General features: G+C 65.8%; 19 protein-coding genes. 6 read left to right on the forward strand and 13 right to left on the reverse strand.

The window, feature by feature from the left end:
* Window positions 1–196 precede the first annotated feature (196 nt).
* Window positions 197–1,804, reverse strand: coding sequence for an AMP-binding protein (locus tag AU193_RS15085; RefSeq protein WP_064423180.1), 1,608 nt, complete (start codon window positions 1,802–1,804; stop codon window positions 197–199).
* Window positions 1,805–1,894: 90 nt separating this feature from the next.
* On the opposite strand from AU193_RS15085, the gene AU193_RS15090 reads away from it, so the two are divergent.
* Window positions 1,895–2,611, forward strand: coding sequence for an enoyl-CoA hydratase/isomerase family protein (locus AU193_RS15090; RefSeq protein ID WP_064423181.1), 717 nt, complete (start codon window positions 1,895–1,897; stop codon window positions 2,609–2,611).
* Window positions 2,612–2,687: 76 nt separating this feature from the next.
* Here AU193_RS15090 and AU193_RS15095 read toward each other — a convergent pair whose 3' ends face one another.
* From AU193_RS15095 to AU193_RS23370, 4 genes are read right to left on the reverse strand one after another with little or no spacing between them, the layout of a single operon-like run.
* Entirely contained in the window at window positions 2,688–3,218 is a 531-nt protein-coding gene (locus AU193_RS15095) for a VOC family protein (protein ID WP_064423182.1), read from the reverse strand.
* The gene (locus AU193_RS15100; RefSeq protein WP_216637283.1) at window positions 3,215–4,237 is read right to left on the reverse strand and encodes a zinc-binding dehydrogenase; all 1,023 of its coding nucleotides are present in this window, start codon (window positions 4,235–4,237) and stop codon (window positions 3,215–3,217) included. The genes AU193_RS15095 and AU193_RS15100 overlap by 4 nt, the downstream gene beginning before the upstream one ends.
* A gap of 1 nt (window position 4,238) precedes the next feature.
* Window positions 4,239–5,042, reverse strand: a complete 804-nt coding sequence (locus tag AU193_RS15105) for an SDR family oxidoreductase (protein WP_064423183.1) — start codon at window positions 5,040–5,042, stop codon at window positions 4,239–4,241.
* A complete protein-coding gene (locus tag AU193_RS23370; RefSeq protein WP_064423184.1) occupies window positions 5,039–5,458 on the reverse strand; it encodes a nuclear transport factor 2 family protein in 420 nt (139 codons plus the stop codon). The genes AU193_RS15105 and AU193_RS23370 overlap by 4 nt, the downstream gene beginning before the upstream one ends.
* A gap of 84 nt (window positions 5,459–5,542) precedes the next feature.
* Here AU193_RS23370 and AU193_RS15115 point away from each other — a divergent pair, with 84 nt between their 5' ends.
* Genes AU193_RS15115 through AU193_RS15125 form a run of 3 tightly spaced genes read left to right on the forward strand, consistent with a single transcriptional unit; the run spans window position 5,543 to window position 7,627 of the window.
* On the forward strand, window positions 5,543–5,965 hold the full coding sequence (locus AU193_RS15115; protein WP_064423185.1) for a Zn-ribbon domain-containing OB-fold protein: 423 nt from the start codon (window positions 5,543–5,545) through the stop codon (window positions 5,963–5,965).
* Window positions 5,966–5,979: 14 nt separating this feature from the next.
* The gene (locus tag AU193_RS15120) at window positions 5,980–7,125 is read left to right on the forward strand and encodes a thiolase family protein (RefSeq protein ID WP_064423186.1); all 1,146 of its coding nucleotides are present in this window, start codon (window positions 5,980–5,982) and stop codon (window positions 7,123–7,125) included.
* Window positions 7,126–7,177: 52 nt separating this feature from the next.
* The gene (locus AU193_RS15125) at window positions 7,178–7,627 is read left to right on the forward strand and encodes a hypothetical protein (protein WP_064423187.1); all 450 of its coding nucleotides are present in this window, start codon (window positions 7,178–7,180) and stop codon (window positions 7,625–7,627) included.
* A gap of 20 nt (window positions 7,628–7,647) precedes the next feature.
* On the opposite strand, the gene AU193_RS15130 is transcribed toward AU193_RS15125, so the two are convergent.
* Window positions 7,648–8,250, reverse strand: a complete 603-nt coding sequence (locus AU193_RS15130; RefSeq protein ID WP_064423188.1) for a TetR/AcrR family transcriptional regulator — start codon at window positions 8,248–8,250, stop codon at window positions 7,648–7,650.
* 183 nt (window positions 8,251–8,433) lie between these two features.
* Between AU193_RS15130 and AU193_RS15135 the strand changes: the two genes are divergently transcribed.
* Window positions 8,434–9,714, forward strand: a complete 1,281-nt coding sequence (locus AU193_RS15135; RefSeq protein ID WP_064423189.1) for a cytochrome P450 — start codon at window positions 8,434–8,436, stop codon at window positions 9,712–9,714.
* Window positions 9,715–9,763: 49 nt separating this feature from the next.
* On the opposite strand, the gene AU193_RS15140 is transcribed toward AU193_RS15135, so the two are convergent.
* Window positions 9,764–10,171: a hypothetical protein gene (locus AU193_RS15140; RefSeq protein ID WP_064423201.1), complete on the reverse strand. Its 408-nt coding sequence runs from the start codon at window positions 10,169–10,171 to the stop codon at window positions 9,764–9,766.
* A gap of 78 nt (window positions 10,172–10,249) precedes the next feature.
* Here AU193_RS15140 and AU193_RS15145 point away from each other — a divergent pair, with 78 nt between their 5' ends.
* On the forward strand, window positions 10,250–10,789 hold the full coding sequence (locus AU193_RS15145) for a hypothetical protein (protein WP_064423190.1): 540 nt from the start codon (window positions 10,250–10,252) through the stop codon (window positions 10,787–10,789).
* A 13-nt stretch (window positions 10,790–10,802) separates the two neighbouring features.
* On the opposite strand, the gene AU193_RS15150 is transcribed toward AU193_RS15145, so the two are convergent.
* From AU193_RS15150 to AU193_RS15175, 6 genes are read right to left on the reverse strand one after another with little or no spacing between them, the layout of a single operon-like run.
* Complete coding sequence (locus AU193_RS15150) at window positions 10,803–12,431, reverse strand: MCE family protein (RefSeq protein ID WP_064423191.1); 1,629 nt, start codon at window positions 12,429–12,431, stop codon at window positions 10,803–10,805.
* The gene (locus tag AU193_RS15155; protein ID WP_064423192.1) at window positions 12,431–13,759 is read right to left on the reverse strand and encodes an MCE family protein; all 1,329 of its coding nucleotides are present in this window, start codon (window positions 13,757–13,759) and stop codon (window positions 12,431–12,433) included. The genes AU193_RS15150 and AU193_RS15155 overlap by 1 nt, the downstream gene beginning before the upstream one ends.
* The gene (locus AU193_RS15160; RefSeq protein ID WP_064423193.1) at window positions 13,759–15,237 is read right to left on the reverse strand and encodes an MCE family protein; all 1,479 of its coding nucleotides are present in this window, start codon (window positions 15,235–15,237) and stop codon (window positions 13,759–13,761) included. Before AU193_RS15160 ends, AU193_RS15155 begins: the two co-directional genes overlap by 1 nt.
* Window positions 15,221–16,330 (reverse strand): MCE family protein, encoded by a 1,110-nt coding sequence (locus tag AU193_RS15165; protein ID WP_064423194.1) that lies wholly within the window; start codon window positions 16,328–16,330, stop codon window positions 15,221–15,223. The genes AU193_RS15160 and AU193_RS15165 overlap by 17 nt, the downstream gene beginning before the upstream one ends.
* The gene (locus tag AU193_RS15170; protein ID WP_064423195.1) at window positions 16,331–17,356 is read right to left on the reverse strand and encodes an MCE family protein; all 1,026 of its coding nucleotides are present in this window, start codon (window positions 17,354–17,356) and stop codon (window positions 16,331–16,333) included.
* Window positions 17,353–18,549: an MCE family protein gene (locus AU193_RS15175; protein WP_064423202.1), complete on the reverse strand. Its 1,197-nt coding sequence runs from the start codon at window positions 18,547–18,549 to the stop codon at window positions 17,353–17,355. The genes AU193_RS15170 and AU193_RS15175 overlap by 4 nt, the downstream gene beginning before the upstream one ends.
* Window positions 18,550–18,630 lie beyond the last annotated feature (81 nt).

Here is an 18,630-nt window from a genome sequence, read left to right on the forward strand (position 1 = left end):
CCTTTTCGTCTCAAGAGAATCCTATTCTCATAAGAGTCCCGTGCGCAATGTGCTGACGGTCTGGTCGCGGTACGAATTCGTTCGCGAGAGTCCCGAAATCGTTCGCGAGCGTTACACCAGGGCTGTAGATCGGCCCGGATCACGACCCCGTTGTACGCCTCGCGAGCGCTACACCAGGGCTGTAGATCGGCCCGGATCACGACCCTGTTGTACGCCTCGCGAGGGTCGCGGCGCTGCTGGCTCGCACCTGCTCGCGCAGGACGAACTTCTGGACCTTTCCGCTAGCGGTGCGCGGATAGTCCTCGCCTTCGGGCACCTCGTGCAGCTGCTCGGGCCACTTCTGGATCGCGACACCTTCCCGCTTGAAGTGGGCGCGCACCTCCTCCAGCGACGGCATGGTGCTGCCGGGCCGAATACGCAGCACCGCCGCGGTCCGCTCACCGAGTCGCTCGTCGGGCGCCGCGACGACGACGGCTTCGGCCACACCGGGCATACCGAGCAACACCTCCTCGACTTCGAGGGCGGAGATGTTCTCTCCGCCGCGGATGATCACGTCGGCCTTACGGTCGGTGATGGTGAGGTAGCCGTCCTCGTCGAGCACGCCGACGTCGCCGGTGTGATACCAGCCGTCGTCGTCGAACGCGCGCTCGGTCATCTCGTCGTCGGTGTAGCCCAGGCACAAATCTGGTCCGCGCGAGAGGATTTCACCGTCCTCGGTGAGCTTGATCTCGACACCGGGGCGCGGATCGCCGTCGGTGTAGAGCCGTTTGTCCGCCGGCGCGGTCGGCCGGGAGCCCGTGATGGACGGATGCTCGGTGCTGCCATAGGAGCGAAACACGAAGAACCCCATGTCGGCGAGCCGACGCGTCACCGCCGCGGGGACGGTGGACCCGCCGAGGCCGACGGTGGTGAACCGGGACCGGTGCGCATCGGTGCAGTCCGGATGATCGAGCAGGCTGGTGACGAAGTACGGCGGTCCACCGCCGATCGAAAGGCCTTCTGACTCCATGAGTTTGAGCACCTTGCCCGGATCCCACACGTCGCACAGATCGATCGGGGCACCCTCGAGCACCGGGATGAGAAACGCGCTGAGCATTCCGATGAAGTGACCGATCGGCGTTGCCGTGAGCTGCCTTCCGCGGTCCTTGGGATAGTTTTCCAGCAGTTGGCGCGTTTCGAATCCCAGCGTCTGATGGCTGTGCACAACGCCTTTCGGCTTGCTGGTGGTGCCCGAGGTGAACGCGATCAGCGCCGGACCCGCCGGATCGGTGGCCAATGTGCCCGTCATCGGGTCGTCGTCGTGAAGTTCGTCGAAGCCGTAGACATGCTCCTCGCGCAAGCGCTCGTCGGCGCCGACCAGCGCGACGATCGGCACGTGGGCCGCCAGATCCGGCTCAAACCTCATCCGGCCGAATTGTCTTGTGGTGATGAAGACCTTCGGCCGCGCGGTCGTCAAGATGTGGCCGAGTTCCTTGCGACCGTAGAAGTGCACGATCGGCACCACGACCGCGCCCAGAAATGTGGTGGCCCAGAACGCGACCGCGGCCTCCATCCAGTTCGGCAGCTGCATCGCGACCACGTCACCGGGGCCGACCCCGCGCTTGTGCAGGCCGGCCGCGAGGCGACGGGCCCGCAGTTCGACGTCGGCGAACGAGCCTGCGAACGGCCTGGTATCGGAGTGCACCCAGAAGCCGGTGTCCGGATTGGCCGCCAAGTGGCGGGCCAGCAGCTCACCGAGCGTGTCCCGGGTCCACCAGCCTTCTTCCTCGTAGCGTTTGGTCAGCTCGACCGGGATCTTGCGCATGGACTCCCCACACTCAGGCGGCTGCTCCGACTCGAGGCGATGCTATTCTCTCAAATCGAGAATGCCAATATCGCAAATGGAGAACGATCGATGGTAGACCTCGAGTTGGAGGACGGCTTGGCGGTCATCACCATCGACCGGCCGCAGGCGCGCAACGCGATCGCGCCGGAGACCATGGAACAACTCGATACCGCGCTCGACGGGGCGCAGCGCGCGACGGCGCTCGTCGTCAAGGGAGCCGGCGACAAGGCGTTTGTATCGGGCGGTGACCTCAAACAGCTCGCGACGCTGCGCACCGAGGCCGACGCGGCTGCCATGGCGAGGCGTATGCGTGCGGTGTGCGATCGCATCGCGTCCTTCCCCGGCGTCACCGTCGCTGTGCTCAACGGGCATGCGCTCGGTGGCGGTGCCGAGTTCGCGGTTTCGACCGACATCCGGCTGGCCGCCTCGGACATCAAGATCGGCTTCAACCAGGTCGCGCTGGAGATCATGCCCGCCTGGGGCGGTGCCGAGCGGTTGGTCGAGATCGTCGGCTACAGCAGGGCGCTGCTGTTGGCCGGCACCGGCGCGATCCTGTCGGCCGACGAGGCCGAGCGCGTCGGCCTGGTCGACCAGGTGCTGGCGCGCGAGTCGTTCGACGACGACTGGCGCGCGATCGCCCGCAAGCTCGCCCACCGGGCCGCCGGCGAGATCAAGCGCGTGATGAAGGGCGCGTCGACCGACGAGGCCGTCGACGCGTTCGCGCGGCTGTGGGTGTCCGACGAGCACTGGGCCGCCGCCGACAAGGCGATGAACCGCGGCAAGTAAATTCCGCGAAATTGCGTTCCAGCAGGCTCTTACTCGCACTTTCGCTGCTGGAACGCAATTTCGCGCCCGAAGAGAGCTAGCCGCCCAGTACCCGTACCGGGTCGCTGCCGTCCCAGTTCGCGGCGGCCTCGCGGACGAACGCCGCCATGCCGCTCGTGATTTCGGTCAGTTCCATGATCTCCACGATCTGCGCGACGTGGGCCGCACCGGCGGGTGGTTCGACGTAGGCGAAGCGGGTGCCGACGTCCTCGCCGCCCGACCACACGACGGGCCAGCCGGCCGTCTCGACGGCCCGCATGGTCGCGTCGAAATCCGTTGCCCAGTAAGCGAACTGATGGAAACCTTCACCGTGGGCGTCAAGGAATTCCTTGAACACGCTGGGCGCCTCGCTGTGCTGCTGGATCACCTCGATCTGCATGTCGCCGCTGTTGCTCAGCGCAAGCGACTGCGTGATCTCGCACGGTTCGCCGCGGTAACGCGCGGTCAAGGTCAGATTCCGCATGACGAACCACGGCCCGACCCCGATCTCCAGCCAACTCGCGATCGCCCGATCGATATCGGTGACGACGTACCCGATCTGACGGATCGGCCCCGGCAGAATCGTCATGACGCCCCAGGATGGACCACGATGCGCGGCGGGCCGACCCCTTGGCGTACCTGATCGATCGCGTCGGGCACCTCGTCGAGGCCGATCGTCGCCCCGATGCTCGGCGACGGGTCGAGGCGCCCGTCGCCGACCGCGTCGAGCGTGCCGTACCAGTCCTGCGGGTGAGGTCCGCCGCCGAACTGGATCGTCATGCCCTTGTGCGTGGCGGCGGTGCAGTCGATAGTCCCCGCGTCGTACCAGCCGCCCGCGGCGTGCACGCGCGCCAGAAACTCGCAGGAGTCGACGATGGTCTGCATCAGACCGTTGGCACCCACGCATTCGAAGATCACCTGCGTGGTGTGGAACCCGTTGGCGTGGAACGTTTCCCGCCACACCTCATAAGGATCGCGCTCCGCCGGGTTGACGAGGACGTCGGCGCCGAACTCGGCGGCGTAGCCCAGGCGGTCTTCGCTGTAGTCCGAAACCACGATCGGGGCGACGCCGCGCGCCTTCAGTGCGGCGACGGTCGACAGGCCGATGGCGCCCGCGCCGATGACCAGTGGGAGGTCGCCCGGTCCGACGCCCGAGCACCGCACGTAGTACTCCCCGACCGCGAACGCATCGACCAACGCGACCGCGTCGTCAGGCGCTCCGTCGGGCACCCGACGCGACATCATCTCCGACACGACCATCAACTCTCCGAACGCGCCGGGGGCGTCTGGATGGTGCCCGATCACCAGTGGCTCCTGACCGGCGCGGATCAGGATCGGCATGCTGGTGACCCGTGTCCCCACCGGGAAGTCGTCCGAGCAGTCCGGGCCGTGGCCCACCACCTCGCCGACGAACTCGTGGCCCATCACGGTGTCGCGATCCGGATCCCACAAAAACCGCGGCGACGAGTTCGGGTGGTCCATGTAGTGCACGTCCGAGGCGCAGATCGCCGCCGACAGCGGCCGGATCAACAACTCGCCCGGGCCGGGCGACGGGTCAGCCGTCTTGCGGACGTCGAGCTTTCCGTCGCGCAACACCACCGCTCGCATGTCAGTCCCTCCTCTTGGCGGCGAAATCGGTTGAGGCGGCGCTGATCATCTCGACGAGTGTCCGCCGGTCGATCGTCCACACCTGCGACGCCATCACGCGATTGTTCTCACCGACGACGTAGGTGGGGCCGTTGCCGATGTTCGCGATGATCTCGGCGGCGACATCCTCGGCGCGCATCTGCGTCTGCGGGTCGTACTCGACCCCCATCCGCGCGAGCGCCGGGGTGTAGGTCATGCCGAGCGGGGTGCAGCACACGTCCACGCCGTGTGGGCGCAGCTCCGCCCACAGACCCTCGGCGAACGTGTGCTGAAACGCCTTGACCGCGGAGTACACCGCCAGCGTGGCCGACCCGGCCAGGCAGGCCAGCGACGCGACGATCACGATGCCGCCGCGGCCGCGCTCCTGCATCGGCGGCCCGAGGTGACGAGCCAGCGCCATCGGCCCTACGCAGTCGAGCGCGACCTGGTTGAGCGAGTACTCCAGTTCGTTCTCGAAAAAGGTCGTTGTGCGATCGGAGGCCCCCGCGTTGTAGACGACCAGCCCCACCTCGAGGCCGTCGGTGACCGCCGCCACCTTCGCGACCATGTCGGGGGCGGTCAGGTCCTGCACAAGAACGTGCACCTGCACGCCGTGCCGATCACGCGCCGCGGCGGCGACCTGCTCGAGCAGAGCGCCGTTGCGCGCGATGACGACGAGATCGAGCCCGCGCGCGGCCAGTTGGTCGGCCACCTCGGCGCCGATGCCCTCCGAAGCGCCGGCGATCACGGCCCACGGCCCGTACCGCGCGGCGAAGTCGGCGGTCACTGCGCCACGCCGGCCGCGCTCATCACTCGCGCGATGTTGGTGGTGCGCTTGACGATTCGCCAACCATCCGCGGTTCGGACAAGCTCGTCGTCGTAGTGGCCGAGCGCGTCGATCCAGCTTCCGTTGTCGTCCGGTACCGCCTTCAGCACGGCGTGCACGTAGGACCGCGCCGACGCCCGGTCGGCGCTCACGTCGACGGCGATGTTGGAGATGCGGTGATACGTCTGGCCCATCCCGCCGTGGATTTGCTCCATCAGCGTGGTGAAGGCGTCGGCGTCGGTGAAAGTCCCCAGATCGCCGTAGTCGATGTCGACCTCGTCGGCCCAGCACGTGCGGAACAGTTTCCAGTCCTTGAAGTCGATCCCCGTCGCGTAGCGAATCAGGACCTCGGCGATCTGCGCTTTGTCGGCGTCCACACCGGGGAGGCTAGCAGCGAGTTGACCACTTGACGACCCTGGTTCTCTCTAGACGAGAACGTCATTTCCGGTTATCGTCGGCGCGTGCCGACACAGCAAGTGGCGCTCGCGCCCGAAATCTCGACATGGCCCGACGACAATCCGCAGCTGCTCGGGAGCCGGTGCGGCGCGTGCGGCGCCACCGCCTTCCCGGTTCAGCAACGCTGCCCCCGGTGCAGCGCCGGCGAAATGTCGGAGCTCAAACTGCCCCGGCGCGGCACGCTGGTCGCCTGGACGACGCAGGGCTTCCCACCCGGGCCCCCGTACAAAGGGCCCACGGGCGACGACTTCGTGCCGTTCGGCGTCGGGCTGGTCCAGCTCGAGGATGTCATCCGCGTCGAGGGCCGGCTCACCGAGAACGACCCCGCCAAGCTCGAGTTCGGCATGGAAGTAGAGCTGACGATGGTGCCGTTCACCACCGATGACGACGGCAACGAGGTCGTCACCTTCGCCTTCAAGCCCGTCTAGACAGGAGCACCGAGATGACCAACGACGTGGCGATCATCGGCGTGGGACTACACCCGTTCGGCCGATTCCCCAAGACCGCGATGGAGATGGGCGCCGAGGCCATCCAGTCCGCGCTCACCGACGCCGGCCTGGAATGGAAGGACATCCAGTTCGGTTTCGGGGGCAGCTACGAGGTGTCCAACCCCGACGCGGTGACCCGGCTCGTCGGGTTGACCGGCATCACGTTCACCAATGTCTTCAACGCGTGCGCGACCGCCGCTAGTGCGATCCAGCAGACCGCGGACACCATCCGGCTCGGCAAATACGACATCGGGATCGCGATCGGCCTGGACAAGCATCCGCGCGGTGCGTTCACCGACGATCCGGCCAAACTCGCGCTGCCACAGTGGTATGCCGAGAACGGTCAGTTCGTCACCACCAAGTTCTTCGGGATGAAGGCCAACCACTACATCCACAAGCACGGTATCTCGCAGGCCACGTTGGCCAAAGTGGCGGCCAAGAATTTCCGCAACGGCGCGTTGAACCCGAACGCGTTCCGACGCAAGGCCATCCCCGAAGAGGAGATCCTGAATTCGACGGTGCTGAATTACCCGCTGACGCAGTACATGTTCTGCGCGCCCGACGAGGGCGCCGCGGCGGTGATCATGTGCCGCGGCGATATTGCGCACCGCTTCACCAAGAAACCAGTCTACGTGCGCGCCACCGAGATTCGCACCCGCCGCTTCGGCGCCTATGAAGTCCACGCGACATCGGCGCCGCTCGACGAGGATGCCTCCCCGACCGTGTACGCCGCCAAGGCGGCGTATGAGGCGGCCGGCCTGGGACCGGAGGACGTCGACGTCGCGCAGCTGCAGGACACCGACGCCGGCGCCGAGGTCATCCACATGGCCGAGACCGGCCTGTGCGCCGACGGTGAGCAGGAGAAGCTACTTGCCGACGGCGCCACCGAGATCCACGGCTCGCTGCCGATCAACACCGACGGCGGGCTCATCGCCAACGGCGAGCCGATCGGGGCCTCGGGACTGCGACAGGTGCACGAACTCGTCCGGCAGTTGCGTGGCGAGGCCGGCGACCGTCAGGTCCCCGGCGAGCCCAAAACGGGTCTCGCTCAGGTGTACGGCGCTCCCGGCACCGCGTCGGCGACAATCCTCTCGGTCTGATGCGGTTCGCGATTCGCGACCTGGCCCGCCACCAGCGTTCTAAGATCCGAAAATGATCTTCCGTCGCCCGGCCCGGACCGCGCTGCTCGCTCCCGTCGCGGCAGCCATGGTGACCGCAGCCGGCGTGCTGTCGGTCAGCGCGCCGGCCGTGGCACAGGAGCCGCCGCCGCTGCCCCCGCTGCACAACGTCAAGTACTCGGTGTTCTCCGAGCAGCCGTTCTTCGTCGACATCTACTACCGCGACGTCGATCCCCCGAACTGGGCCGCCTACAGCCACAATCCCTACGAGTTCAGCCCCAAGGTCGAGGCACAGGTGGGTCCAGACCAGCAGTGGAACCTCGACGTGCAACTGGCTAGCCCCGACGACTGGGCGATGGTCACGGCGACCAGCGGACCTGGCGAGGCGAATCCCAACATCCACTGCGTACTCGCGGTGGACGGTGTCGTGGTGAAGACGCATCAAGGTCCGAAGGGCGCGCTCTGCTCGATCAGGAGCTGGTGACCCTCGTCGAACTCGCTTGATCAGCTGAGCGGTTCACCCTCCAGGCGACGAATCCACTTCTCACAGAACGCGAAGGTCTCCGCATGCCCGGTCGTCATGCCGAGTGCGCGTTCCACGACCAGGCCCTGGGACACGCTCGTCGCGAACACCGTCCACACCACCGGCGGCACCTCGTTGGCATCGGCGCCGTAGCGCTCGAGAACGGCGGCGATCGCCTTGTTCTGCTCGTCACGGAACCGCTCGGCGTAGTAGATGATCTCGGCACGTAGCGCCTTGCGGTGGTTGGCGAGGCCCATGAACTCCATCGTCAGGCGGGTGGCTTCCGGTTGAGTGCTGAACCTCCACAGCGCCCACAGCGGCTGGGGTGACGCGAGCGCCTCGGTGAGCGCTTTGAGGCCTGCCTCCGCCATCCGGCGGAAGACGGCCAGGAAAAGGTCCTCCATCGTCCGGAAGTAGTAATGCACGAGTTGCGGTTTGAGGCCCGCCCTGTCGGCGACCCGTCGCGATGTCACCGCGGCGTAGCCCTCCTCGAGCAGCAACTGCTCGGCGGCATCCAGCAGTACGCCGCGATTTTTCGCGTCCGGCGCCCCGATCCGTCGCGCCGGCCCAGAACCCCTAGTCATCCGATCACTTCTCTTCCCGCCCTTCCGACACGCCGATCGTAGTGGGGCCCCGTCGCGCGATCTTGACCATGACCTTAAGCCCATGCTAAGCAAGTGCTCAGCATATTCAGCCAAACAGATTCAGGAGCGGCAGTGTCCGCTCACCATCACGCGGGCAGCGTCGACCCCGGAGGGCTTCACATCATGACCACTGATTTCGATTCGGTTGACTACTTCACCGATCCCTCCCTCGTGCCCGACCCGCACCCGTACTACGACCACATCCGCTCGAAGGATCCCGTCTGTTGTCCGATCAACAACGGCGTGCTCGCCGTGACCGGATGGGAAGCGGCGAACAACGTCTACAAGGACAGCGAGAACTTCTCGTCCTGTGTCGCGGTGATGGGCCCGTTCACGCCGATGCCGTTCACGCCCGAAGGGGACGACATCTGCGAGCAGCTCGAGAAGCACCGCACCGAGATTCCGATGTTCGAGCACATGGTCACGATGGATCCGCCGCAGCACACCGACGCGCGCTCGATCCTGGCCCGGCTGCTGACCCCCAAGCGCCTCAAGGAGAACGAGGACTTCATGTGGCGGTTGGCCGACCGGCACATCGACGAGTTCATCGCCGACGGCAAGTGCGAGTTCCTCGCCGCGTACGCAAAACCGTTCTCGCTGTTGGTCGTTGCGGACCTGCTCGGCGTACCCGAGGAGGACCATGAGGCGTTCCGCGAGTCGTTCGGCGCCCAGCGTCCGGGCTCTAACATCGGCGGACTCGACCACGAGGTGATCGCCACCAATCCGTTGGAGTGGGCCGACGAGAAGTTCTCACGGTACATCGAGGAGCGCCGCGAGAACCCGCGCGACGACGTGCTCACCTCGATCGCCACCGCGAAGTATCCAGACGGTTCCACGCCCGACGTCGTCGACGTGGTGCGCACCGCGACCTTCCTGTTCGCCGCAGGCCAGGAGACGACCGCCAAACTGCTGGGCGCGGCGATGCGGGTGCTCAGCGACCGGCCCGACATTCAGCAGCGGCTGCGCGACGACCGGAGCTTGATCCCGGTGTTCATCGAGGAGTGCCTGCGGATGGACAGCCCGGTCAAGAGCGTGTTCCGGATGGCCCGTAAGACAACGACTCTCGGCGAGACCCCGGTGCCCGCGGGCACGACCGTGATGGTGAGCCCGGGTGCGGCCAACCGCGACCCCAAGCGGTTCGACAATCCGCACGAGTTCCAGCTGGACCGCAAAAACGTTCGCGAGCACATCGCGTTCAGCCGCGGGATCCACTCGTGTCCCGGTGCCCCGTTGGCCCGCGTGGAAGGCCGCGTCTCGATCGAACGGCTTCTCGACCGGTTGGGCGACATCACGGTCAGCGAGGAGAAGCACGGGCCGATCGACGCCCGCCGCTACGTCTACGAGCCGACGTTCATCCTGCGTGGACTGACCGAGATCAACATCGAGTTCAAGCCGCTCGGCTGACCGCTCCGGCGCTCAGCTCTCGTCGCCGCCTACAGGTCGCCCGTCGCCGCTACAGGTCGCCGCGCTCCCAATACGAGCGGCCGTCCTTGGCCACGCAGGTGAGGAACAGCCCATCGGGTGCTTGGGCCACCTCTCCCACGTGCAACGGGCACAAGTCGAATTCGTTCTTCACGCCGTGCATCTCGGGTGAACGGAACCAGCGCGGCTCGTATCGCCGCGGCGATCCGCAGAACACCAATCGCCCCCATGACGTGACGCCGAAGGCGTAGTAGGTCGTGTTGTTGCAGTACGACCCGAGGATGACACCCGGCCTGATGCCCGGCGTGCAGTTGGGGTGGTTGCACTCGGCACCCGGCGGGGGTAGCGGTGGCAACGGCGGCTGAGCGGCGGCGGGCGGTGCTGTCGTGAGCGCCGCGAACGACAGCAGGCCAGCGAACACTGCGACGGGGAACCGCATTCGCACATTCTCACATAGCGTGGGAGTGAAATTCTCCCTTTCGAAGAGCAGAACTACCAGGCGCGATAGGCTTTCGGCATGCGCAGTGCTGACTGGGCCGCGGGCGCCGCGGCGATCGCTCTCGTAGTGGGCTTGGGGACCGCAACACCGGCGTATGCCGAAGATTTCGGCGTCGCGCTCAATGGCACCTTCCTGGTGATCTCGGACGGGGAATGGGCGAAGAAAAGTATCGGCCCCCATGGCGCAGGTGGCGCCGACGTCTTCCGCGACGATCAGACTGTAGTCCAAACCTGGACTGTCAGCACAGACTGCATCAGCCCGATCGAATGTAGCGGAACGGTGAGCAGCGACCGCGGCTGGACCGCCCTCATCCGGCTCGACGACCATTGGTTCGTCGATCACGACATCCCAAACTGGATGCCCTGCCCCAATGGGACATTCGCCCCCGGGCACCAGAAGTTCATATTGTGGGGATTCGATCCCTCCCGCAACGAACGCCTCTATAAGAACATCACGTTTCTGGCCGGTCGCGACATAACCCAGACCGCAAGCGGCGCCTGTGGCAGGAACCAGACCAGCTCGGTCGAGATGCCGGTGAAGATGCAGAAGCTGTCCTGACCGCCCAGCCTGCTCAGGTCGGCAACAGGTCCTTCCAGGACCTCGGATTCTTGCTCGGCAGCGTCTCCTGCTGCAGTAAGCCGTCGGGACTGAGATATTCACCCGTACTCGGGTCGTAGGTCGCCACGGCCACCGACGGGCCACGCTCAGAGGCCGCAGCGCCATGAGCGGCCGGCGCAGCGGGAACGGCTCCCGGCGCCGGCGGCGGCGCGGGCGGTGGCGGCGGAGGCACGGTCGGCGTTGGCTGCGGTGACAACACCTCCGGCGCCGGGAACGGCGGAGAGTCCGGGGCCGACGGACCGGGCGGCGCTCCCGCCGGCACGGCGCCCGGCGGCAGCGGCGTACCTTGCACCGGCGCGTAGATCCGCTCCTCGAAGTCGACCCTGTCATCGGGCGGGACGCCCTGAGAGATGAGGTTCGGGTCGATCGGGTACGCCCCCAACGTGTGCTGGCGCATCGCGAGCGGAACGAAACCCCTTGGGTCGTTGCAGAGCTCGACCGTCGGCGCCCGCTTGCCGGGATGTTCGATGCAGGGGTAGTTGCGGGCTCCACGCACGCTGATCGGCGAGTCCTGCGGCAGCTTGCAGTACAAGCCGTCAGGCGTGTCGATGGTGGTCTGGTCCTCCGGGGAACGCCACTGCGACGGCGGAAGGAATCCCACGGTGCATGACGGCGGGTCGTTCATGGTGAGCGCGAAATCGCCGCTCGGCAGGCCCGTGGGGTTGTTGCCCGGCAGGCCGAACGACTGCTGGGCGGCGATGATGCCCGGGAAGATGACGAGCAGCTGCTCGAGGGCCGGGTTGTAGGTGAGAAGGACCTGCGTGACGGTGGTGAGGTTCGCCAGCAGAATCGGCAACGTCGGCTTCACGTCGTTGAGCAGCTGGGATACTTCCTGCGCGAATCCGGGTCCCTGCTGCAGTATTCTGCGGATCTCCGGATCGTTCTGTTCCAGCTGACCGGTGACGCCGGCCAGGCTCCGCGCCCACGTACGGATCTGCTCGGTGGTCTCGGCCTGCGATTCCAGCAGCGGCCGGGTGTCGTCGATCAGCCCACGGGTCTGGTCGGACACGCCGCTGACCTCGTCGGTCACCTTCGATGCCGAGTCGAGCAGGGACTGGAAGTCCGGACCGGCTCCGTTGAAGGCCTTGAACGACTCGTCGAGCAGGTCGGCGATCCGGTCCCCGGGGATGCTGTCCACCAGCGCGCTGAGCCGGTCCAGCATCGGGCCGACCTCTTGTGGAAGGGTGGTCCTCGAGGCTGGAATGCGTTGTCCGCTCTGCAAATACGGTCCCGAATCGGTGCGGGGCCGCAGATCCACGTACTGCTCACCGACAGCGGACACGCTGCGCACCTCGGCCTGCAGGTCTGCGGGGATCTTCGGTGAGGTGTCGAGTGACAAGTGCGCCTCAGCACCGTTCTCCGTCAGCGTCAACGAGGTCACCTCCCCGATCTGCACCCCGCGGTAGGTGACGTTGCTGAAGCGATAGAGCCCGCCCGCGGCGGGTAACTCCAACGTCACCTTCAATCGGCCGATGCCGAGCAGGGTGGGCAGTTGCATGTAGGTGAAGATCATCACGGTGACGCCCAAAATCGACGCAATCGTGAAGATGATCAACTGATTTCGGACGAATCGAGTCAGCATCAGCCACCACCTCCCGGTGTCGGTTCAGCCGGCGGAACGGGCGCCGGTGGCGCCGACGCCCCGTACGGCCCCGCGAAAATCTGCGACGACGTGATCGGCTGGGACTGAGGCAGCCACGGCGCGGCCGGCGGCGGCGGTGCGACCGGCAACAGCGGCCCGCTCGCCGGTGATACCGCCGGGGCGGGCGGCCCCCCGGGTGGGGGCGGCAGTCCCGGCGGCGGCGCTACGCCGATCGCCATCGGACTGTAGGAGTAATTCATGTAGTAGGGATCACCGGGCGCCGGGATGAGTTTGGCATTCTCGTCACCCCACCGCGTGCCGAGCAGCAGGGTCTTCTTCAGTCGCGGATAGGTGAGGTCGAAGGTGGCGAACAGGTTGATGTAGTCACCCCGGGTGATCCGGTCGGCGAATGTAGGCCCGTAGGGAAACGCGGTGGCCCACAACAACGCAAGGTTCAGATCCGGCCCGATATCGGCGAGTGCACCGAACACCGGACCCAGGTTCTCGAGGTCCTTGACCAGGTCGTCACCGGCGTCGTCGACCAACTGATCGGCGGTGTCGCTGAGCTGCCCCAGCTTCTGCAGCGCAGTGGTCAGGCGCGGCCGCTCGCGGATGAGCACATCGAGCGCGGGCGGGATCTCCTTGAGCGCCCGATCGATCACATCGCGCTGCGAGGCGAACGTACCCGCGACGCGATTCAACTGCTGAATCGAGGCGATGATGTTGTCGCGCTGGCGATCGAGGACTCCGACGAAATTGTCCAGCCGGCTGAGCAATTCGCGGATCTGCGGTTCCCGCCCATGCAACGCGACGTTGAAATTGGAGATGATGTCGCCGATCTGCCCCAGCCCGCCGCCATTGGCGACGGTGGACAGCGCGGACAGTGTCCGCTCGGTGGAGGGGTACGTCGAGGAGTCACCCAACGGGATCGTCGCACCCGGCTGCAACCGACCTCTCGGCTCTTCGCCGAGCGGCGGATTGAGCGCCAGATGCATCGATCCGAGCAGGCTGGTCTGCCCGACCGTCGCCACGGCGTTGGCGGGCACCGTCACATCGGGTTTGACCGAAATCTGCACGTTGGCGTGCCAGTCCTCGACGGTCATCTTACCGACACTGCCGACCACCACGTCGTCGATGAGAACCGGTGAATTCGATTCCAGGGTCGCGACATTCGCGACTTCGACTTGATAGGTCACCGCGTCTGGCCCCCGCCCGACCGCCCCCGGCAGCGGGAGCGAGTTCAGGCCCTGGAATGAGCAACCGGTCAGCGTCAGAGTCACGCACGCACCGGCAATCGTCAACCGCTTCACATCGCTCCTGCTGATCATCACGGGGCCTCCGCAGGCAAGGGTGGTCCCGGCGGTGGGCCGGGAGGCGCGGGAGTCGGCGGCAGCAGCATGCCTTCCACCGTCGTGGGGCCCGCAGGGATGTTGCTCAACACCCGCGGAGGTCCGGGGATGGGCGCGCCCGGGAACAACGGCGGCGACGGTATCGCCGGTGCGTCGGCGTCCGGCCTATACAGCCCCGGCGGACCGGGGGGCGCATTCCACCCCGGCGGCGGGGGGACATCGCCGTTCCCGAGGTAGGCGGACACGTCCGGGAACGGTTCGGGCGGATCCTGCGGCCCCGCACCCCCCGGCGCGAGCTTCGGGTCGGTGTAGATCAACCGGTCCGGGTTGATAGCGGGCCTCAGATAGGCGTTGATCGGCAACGGGATGTTGTTGACGTTGAGCAGGCGCAGCGCCGGACCGAGGTACTGCGCGCACAGCTTTGCGGTTTCGGGTGCCGTGACGTTCGCGACGGCACCGATCATGCTGCAGAAGAACAGAACCGGATTGCTGAAGTTCACGAGCGAGAAAGCGCCGCTGACCGAACCACCGTTGGGATAGTAGATATTCGCGAAGTTCGCGATCGCGTTCGGCGTGATGTGCAGCACGTTCTCCAGCGCCAACTTCTCGTCGACCAGAACCTGGGTGACGTTGGCCAACCGCCGAAATTGCTCGGAGGTCTGGTTTCGGATGCCGGCCACGAACCGCTGTACCTCCCCGAGCGCCACCGACAAGTCGCTCAGCGCCGCATCGAGGTCGGACCTGTTGTCATTGAGGACACTACTCAGGGTGGCCAACCGGTTCTCGAACATCACGATCTGCTGCTTGCTGTCGCGCAGCGCACCGACGAAAATCTGCAGGTTCTTGATGATGTCGACGATGTTCCCGCTGCCTTCGGCGAAAATCCTCGCCGCGCCGGACAATTGGGCGAGCGTCTGCCGGAGCTTGTCGCCGTTGCCCCCCATCGCGTTCGCGGCACTGTCGATGAACCGGGAGATCGACGTGCCCGACACCCCGGCTTCCGGCCCGAGGTCCGTTGCCAGCCGCATCAATTGCGTCTTGACCTCGTCCCACTCGACGGGAACCGCGGTGCGCTCCATCGGGATGACCGCGCCGTCTTGCATCTTGGGTCCGTCGCCGTTGCGGTAAGCAGGCGTGAGCTGCACGTAGCGGGCCGCGATCAGGTTCTGCGCGACGACGACCGCTTTGGCGTCGGCCGGAACCGGCACCCCGTGATCCACCTTGAGGACCATCTTGGTCTGGGTGCCCTCAGGTGTGATGGACTCGATTGTGCCCACCTGCACACCGGACACCCGCACGTCGTCACCCGGATAGATGGCCGTCGCGGTCGGGAAGTAGGCCGTGATGGTCTTCGGCCCGAAGAACACCTGGCGGACGAGGAACACTGCGCCGGCGACCAGTCCGATGGCCAGCAGGACCGCCGTGGCGGCCACCAGACGCTTACGGGGTGCCATCATCGGGAAGATCTCCTGGCTGCGGAATGGCGTTGACGGGGAACGGTAGTTCCGCCCGCGGTCCGGCATTGTCCGGCGGCTGACCCGCGTCCATGCCGCGACGGAACCCGAAGATGTAGTCCAAGAACGGCTGGAGAAGCTGCGGCGGTACTGGGATCTGATTGGGGACCAAAGCGTTGTAGTAGGCACCGTTGGACACGATCTCGCCTTGTGTCAGATAGTATTTCGCCGCTCCCGGCAGCATCTTGGCCAGGTTGTCCCGGTTCTTCTCCAGCACCGCCACCACCTCGTTGAGCTTGTCGAGCGTGGGTGCGAGCTCCTGCTCGTTGTCGGCCACCACGCCGGTGAGCTCCTGTGAAACCGCCGAGGTGGCCTTGAGCAGGCTGACGATCGCGTGCCGACGTTCGTTGAGCACCGCCAGCAGGTCGTTGGCGTTGAGGATCAGCGAGTTCACCTGACTGCTGCGTTCGGCGAAGATCCCGGTGACATCGCCGGCGGTTCTCAGCAACTCGGCGAGGCTTTCGTTGCGGTTGTTGAGCGACCGCGACAGCCGGGACAATCCGTCGAACGTCGGACCGAGCTGCGGCGCAACCTGATCGAGCGTGGCGGCCAGCGTGTCCAGCGACTGGTTCAGCGTTTCGGTGTTGGTGGCGGCGGTGTTGGCGGTGAGATCGCTGACCGCGTCGGTCAACGAGTACGGCGACGACGTTCGTGTGGTCGGAATGGTCTGGCTGCGATCCAGCGTTCCGGTGCCCTCCGACTCCAGCGCCAGAACTCGCTCGCCGAGGAGCGTCCCGGTTCGAATGTGCGCGGTGGTCTCGGAGCCCAGCGCGTACTTGCTCTGAACCGTGAACCCGACGAGGACATCGCCGTTGACCAGTTCGACCGACGAGACCGAACCGACCTTGATCCCGGACAACGTGACGTCGTTACCGCCGACGAGGCCGCCGGCTTCGGTGAACAGCGCCTGGTATCGCAGCCCGGTGGCGTACGACATCAACCGCTCCGGCTGCAACCCGACGATTATCACCAGGATCACCAGCACGACGCCGATGACGCCGGCCTTCATGAGATGGGGGCCGCTGTACTTGTCCATCTATCTATCAGCGCACCTTCCCGTTTCTTGCTTGATCCAGGGGAACACCACGGTGCGGCCTTCCAAATCGCTGGCGCGGAACGTGACGCCGCAGACGTAGTACGGGAAGAAGGCCCCATATGACCCGACGCGCGCGAGCTTGCGGTAGATCTCGGGAAGACGCTGCAAAGTCGCGTCCAAGCGCGGCAGGTCGTTGCCAAGCAGCGGGGCCAGCCGGTGCAACTCGTTGACCGTGTGGTCCAGCGGCTGGCGGGCACGGCCGAGCAGGTCCGCCAGGGACGATGTGCCGTTGTCGAGTTGCTCGATGGCTTCCCCGATGGGGTCGCGGTCCGCCGACAACCCTTCGACCAGTCTGTCCAGCCGGTCGATAGCGCCGGAGAACTGCTCGCCGTCTCTGTCCAATGTGTCGAGCACCGACCGTAATTCGTCGATCAACTGCTCGATGACCTGGTTGTTGTCGGCCAACGAGTTGGTGAAGGACGACGACCTCGACAGCAGTGACTCCAAGGTGCCGCCCTGACCCTGCAGGATCTGGATCAGCGACGAGGTCAACCCGTTCACGTCTTCCGGGTTCAGACCCTGGATGACCGGCTTGAGACCGCCGAGCAGAAGGTCGAGGTCAAGCGCCGGTGCGGTCCGGTCGGCGGGGATCGTGGCGCCAGTCGGCAGGATTCGAGCGGAGTCCGGGGTATCGATCAGTTCCAGGTAACGATCCCCTGTGAGGTTGAGGTACCGGACGGCTGCCCGTGTCCCGGTGGTCAGTTTGGTGCTGCGGTCGGCGTCGAATTCGACCAGAACGCTGCGGTCGGCCTGAAGCGACACGCCCTGCACGGTGCCGACCCGAATCCCTGCGATGCGCACGCTGTCGCCGGTCTTGAGGCGGGAGGCATCGATGAAGACGGCCTTGTACCCGTCGGACGCACCGCCTCTGGAATCACTGAAGATCAGGAACAGGAAGGCCGTCAAGACCGCCATGACGATCCCGAAGATCGAGAACTTTACGAGCGTTCCTATTGGTCGCGTCATCCCGGCATTCCGATCTGTGCGGTGTTGCGCGGCGGCCCGTCGAGAGGCCCGAACAACCAGTTCTTCAGTCCCTCGGAGTTCAGCAGAATGCCCGCGTTCCCGTACTGCGAGGGATTCGCGCCGACGTCCCCGACGATGGACGGCGGAACGAAACCCGGCTCCAGTTCAGGCAAATGGAGCTCCTTGCAGTAGTCGCGCCCCCCGCTCGAGGCGGCGACCTTGGGCAGGTCCCTGGGATAGCGGTACCGCTCGACGCCGAGCGTTAGTCCCGCGCTGACCATGACGCCCGAGAACTGCGGCGGTGACTTCGCGAAGGGCACCAGCCCGCCGATGCCACACCAGAGCGATTTCTTGTAGAGGTTGAGCAACTCGGCGGTGGGGACGAGATTCTCCAGCACGTCAGCCAGCGCCTCCCGGTTCCCGCCGATCACCTCGTTGCCGATGTCGGCGAGCCCGATTGCGCTGACCAGGAACTGATCGAGGTTCTGCTCCTGGTCGACGATCGAGTTGCTCACCGATGTGGTGCTGCGAATCGTCGACATCAGATCCGGCGCAGCGTCGGCGTAGGCGTTGAACGTCGGTGCCGAGGCCTCGATGTCGGCTTCCAGATTCGGCAGGCTCGGGTCGATCTTGGCCAGTAGCGCGTTGAAGTCGACCAGCGTCTGGCCGAACTGCTCCCCGCGGCCGTTGAACGCGGTCGCGATCGCACCGAGGGTCTGGTTCAGCTTCGCGGGATCGATCTTGTCGAGCACGTTGACCAACTGCTGGAACACCGTGTTGATCTCGACGGTGACGCTGTCGCTTTGAATCACCTGGCCCGGACGCAGTTTCTCCGCCGACGGATTCTCCGGGGGCTTCATCTGGACGAACTTCGCGCCGAACACTGTCGTCGACGCGATGTCCACATCGACGTTCGACGGAATGAGGTGCATCTGCGCCGGGTCCATCGCCAGGTGCAGCGCTGCGGTGCCATCGGGCCGGCTTTCGATCGACTCGACTTTGCCGACGTCGACGCCCCGCATCTTCACATCGGCGTCGTTGTTCATCACCAGGCCCGCCCGCTCCGAGATCACCGTCACCGGAACGGATTTGGTAAAGCTGCCCTGGAACAGGGCAACCGCCAAGGCGACAATCAAACAGATCGTGACGATCAAAGCCAAGCCGGTCAGCGGGCGCACCACACTACTTTTCATCGGCTCCACCTATCCGGACAGGTTGAAGTTGCCGTTGGAACCATAGACGGCCAGTGACACCAGCAGGGTGACCGAGACCAC

Source organism: Mycobacterium sp. GA-1285 (assembly GCF_001499905.1).
Lineage (GTDB): Bacteria > Actinomycetota > Actinomycetes > Mycobacteriales > Mycobacteriaceae > Mycobacterium.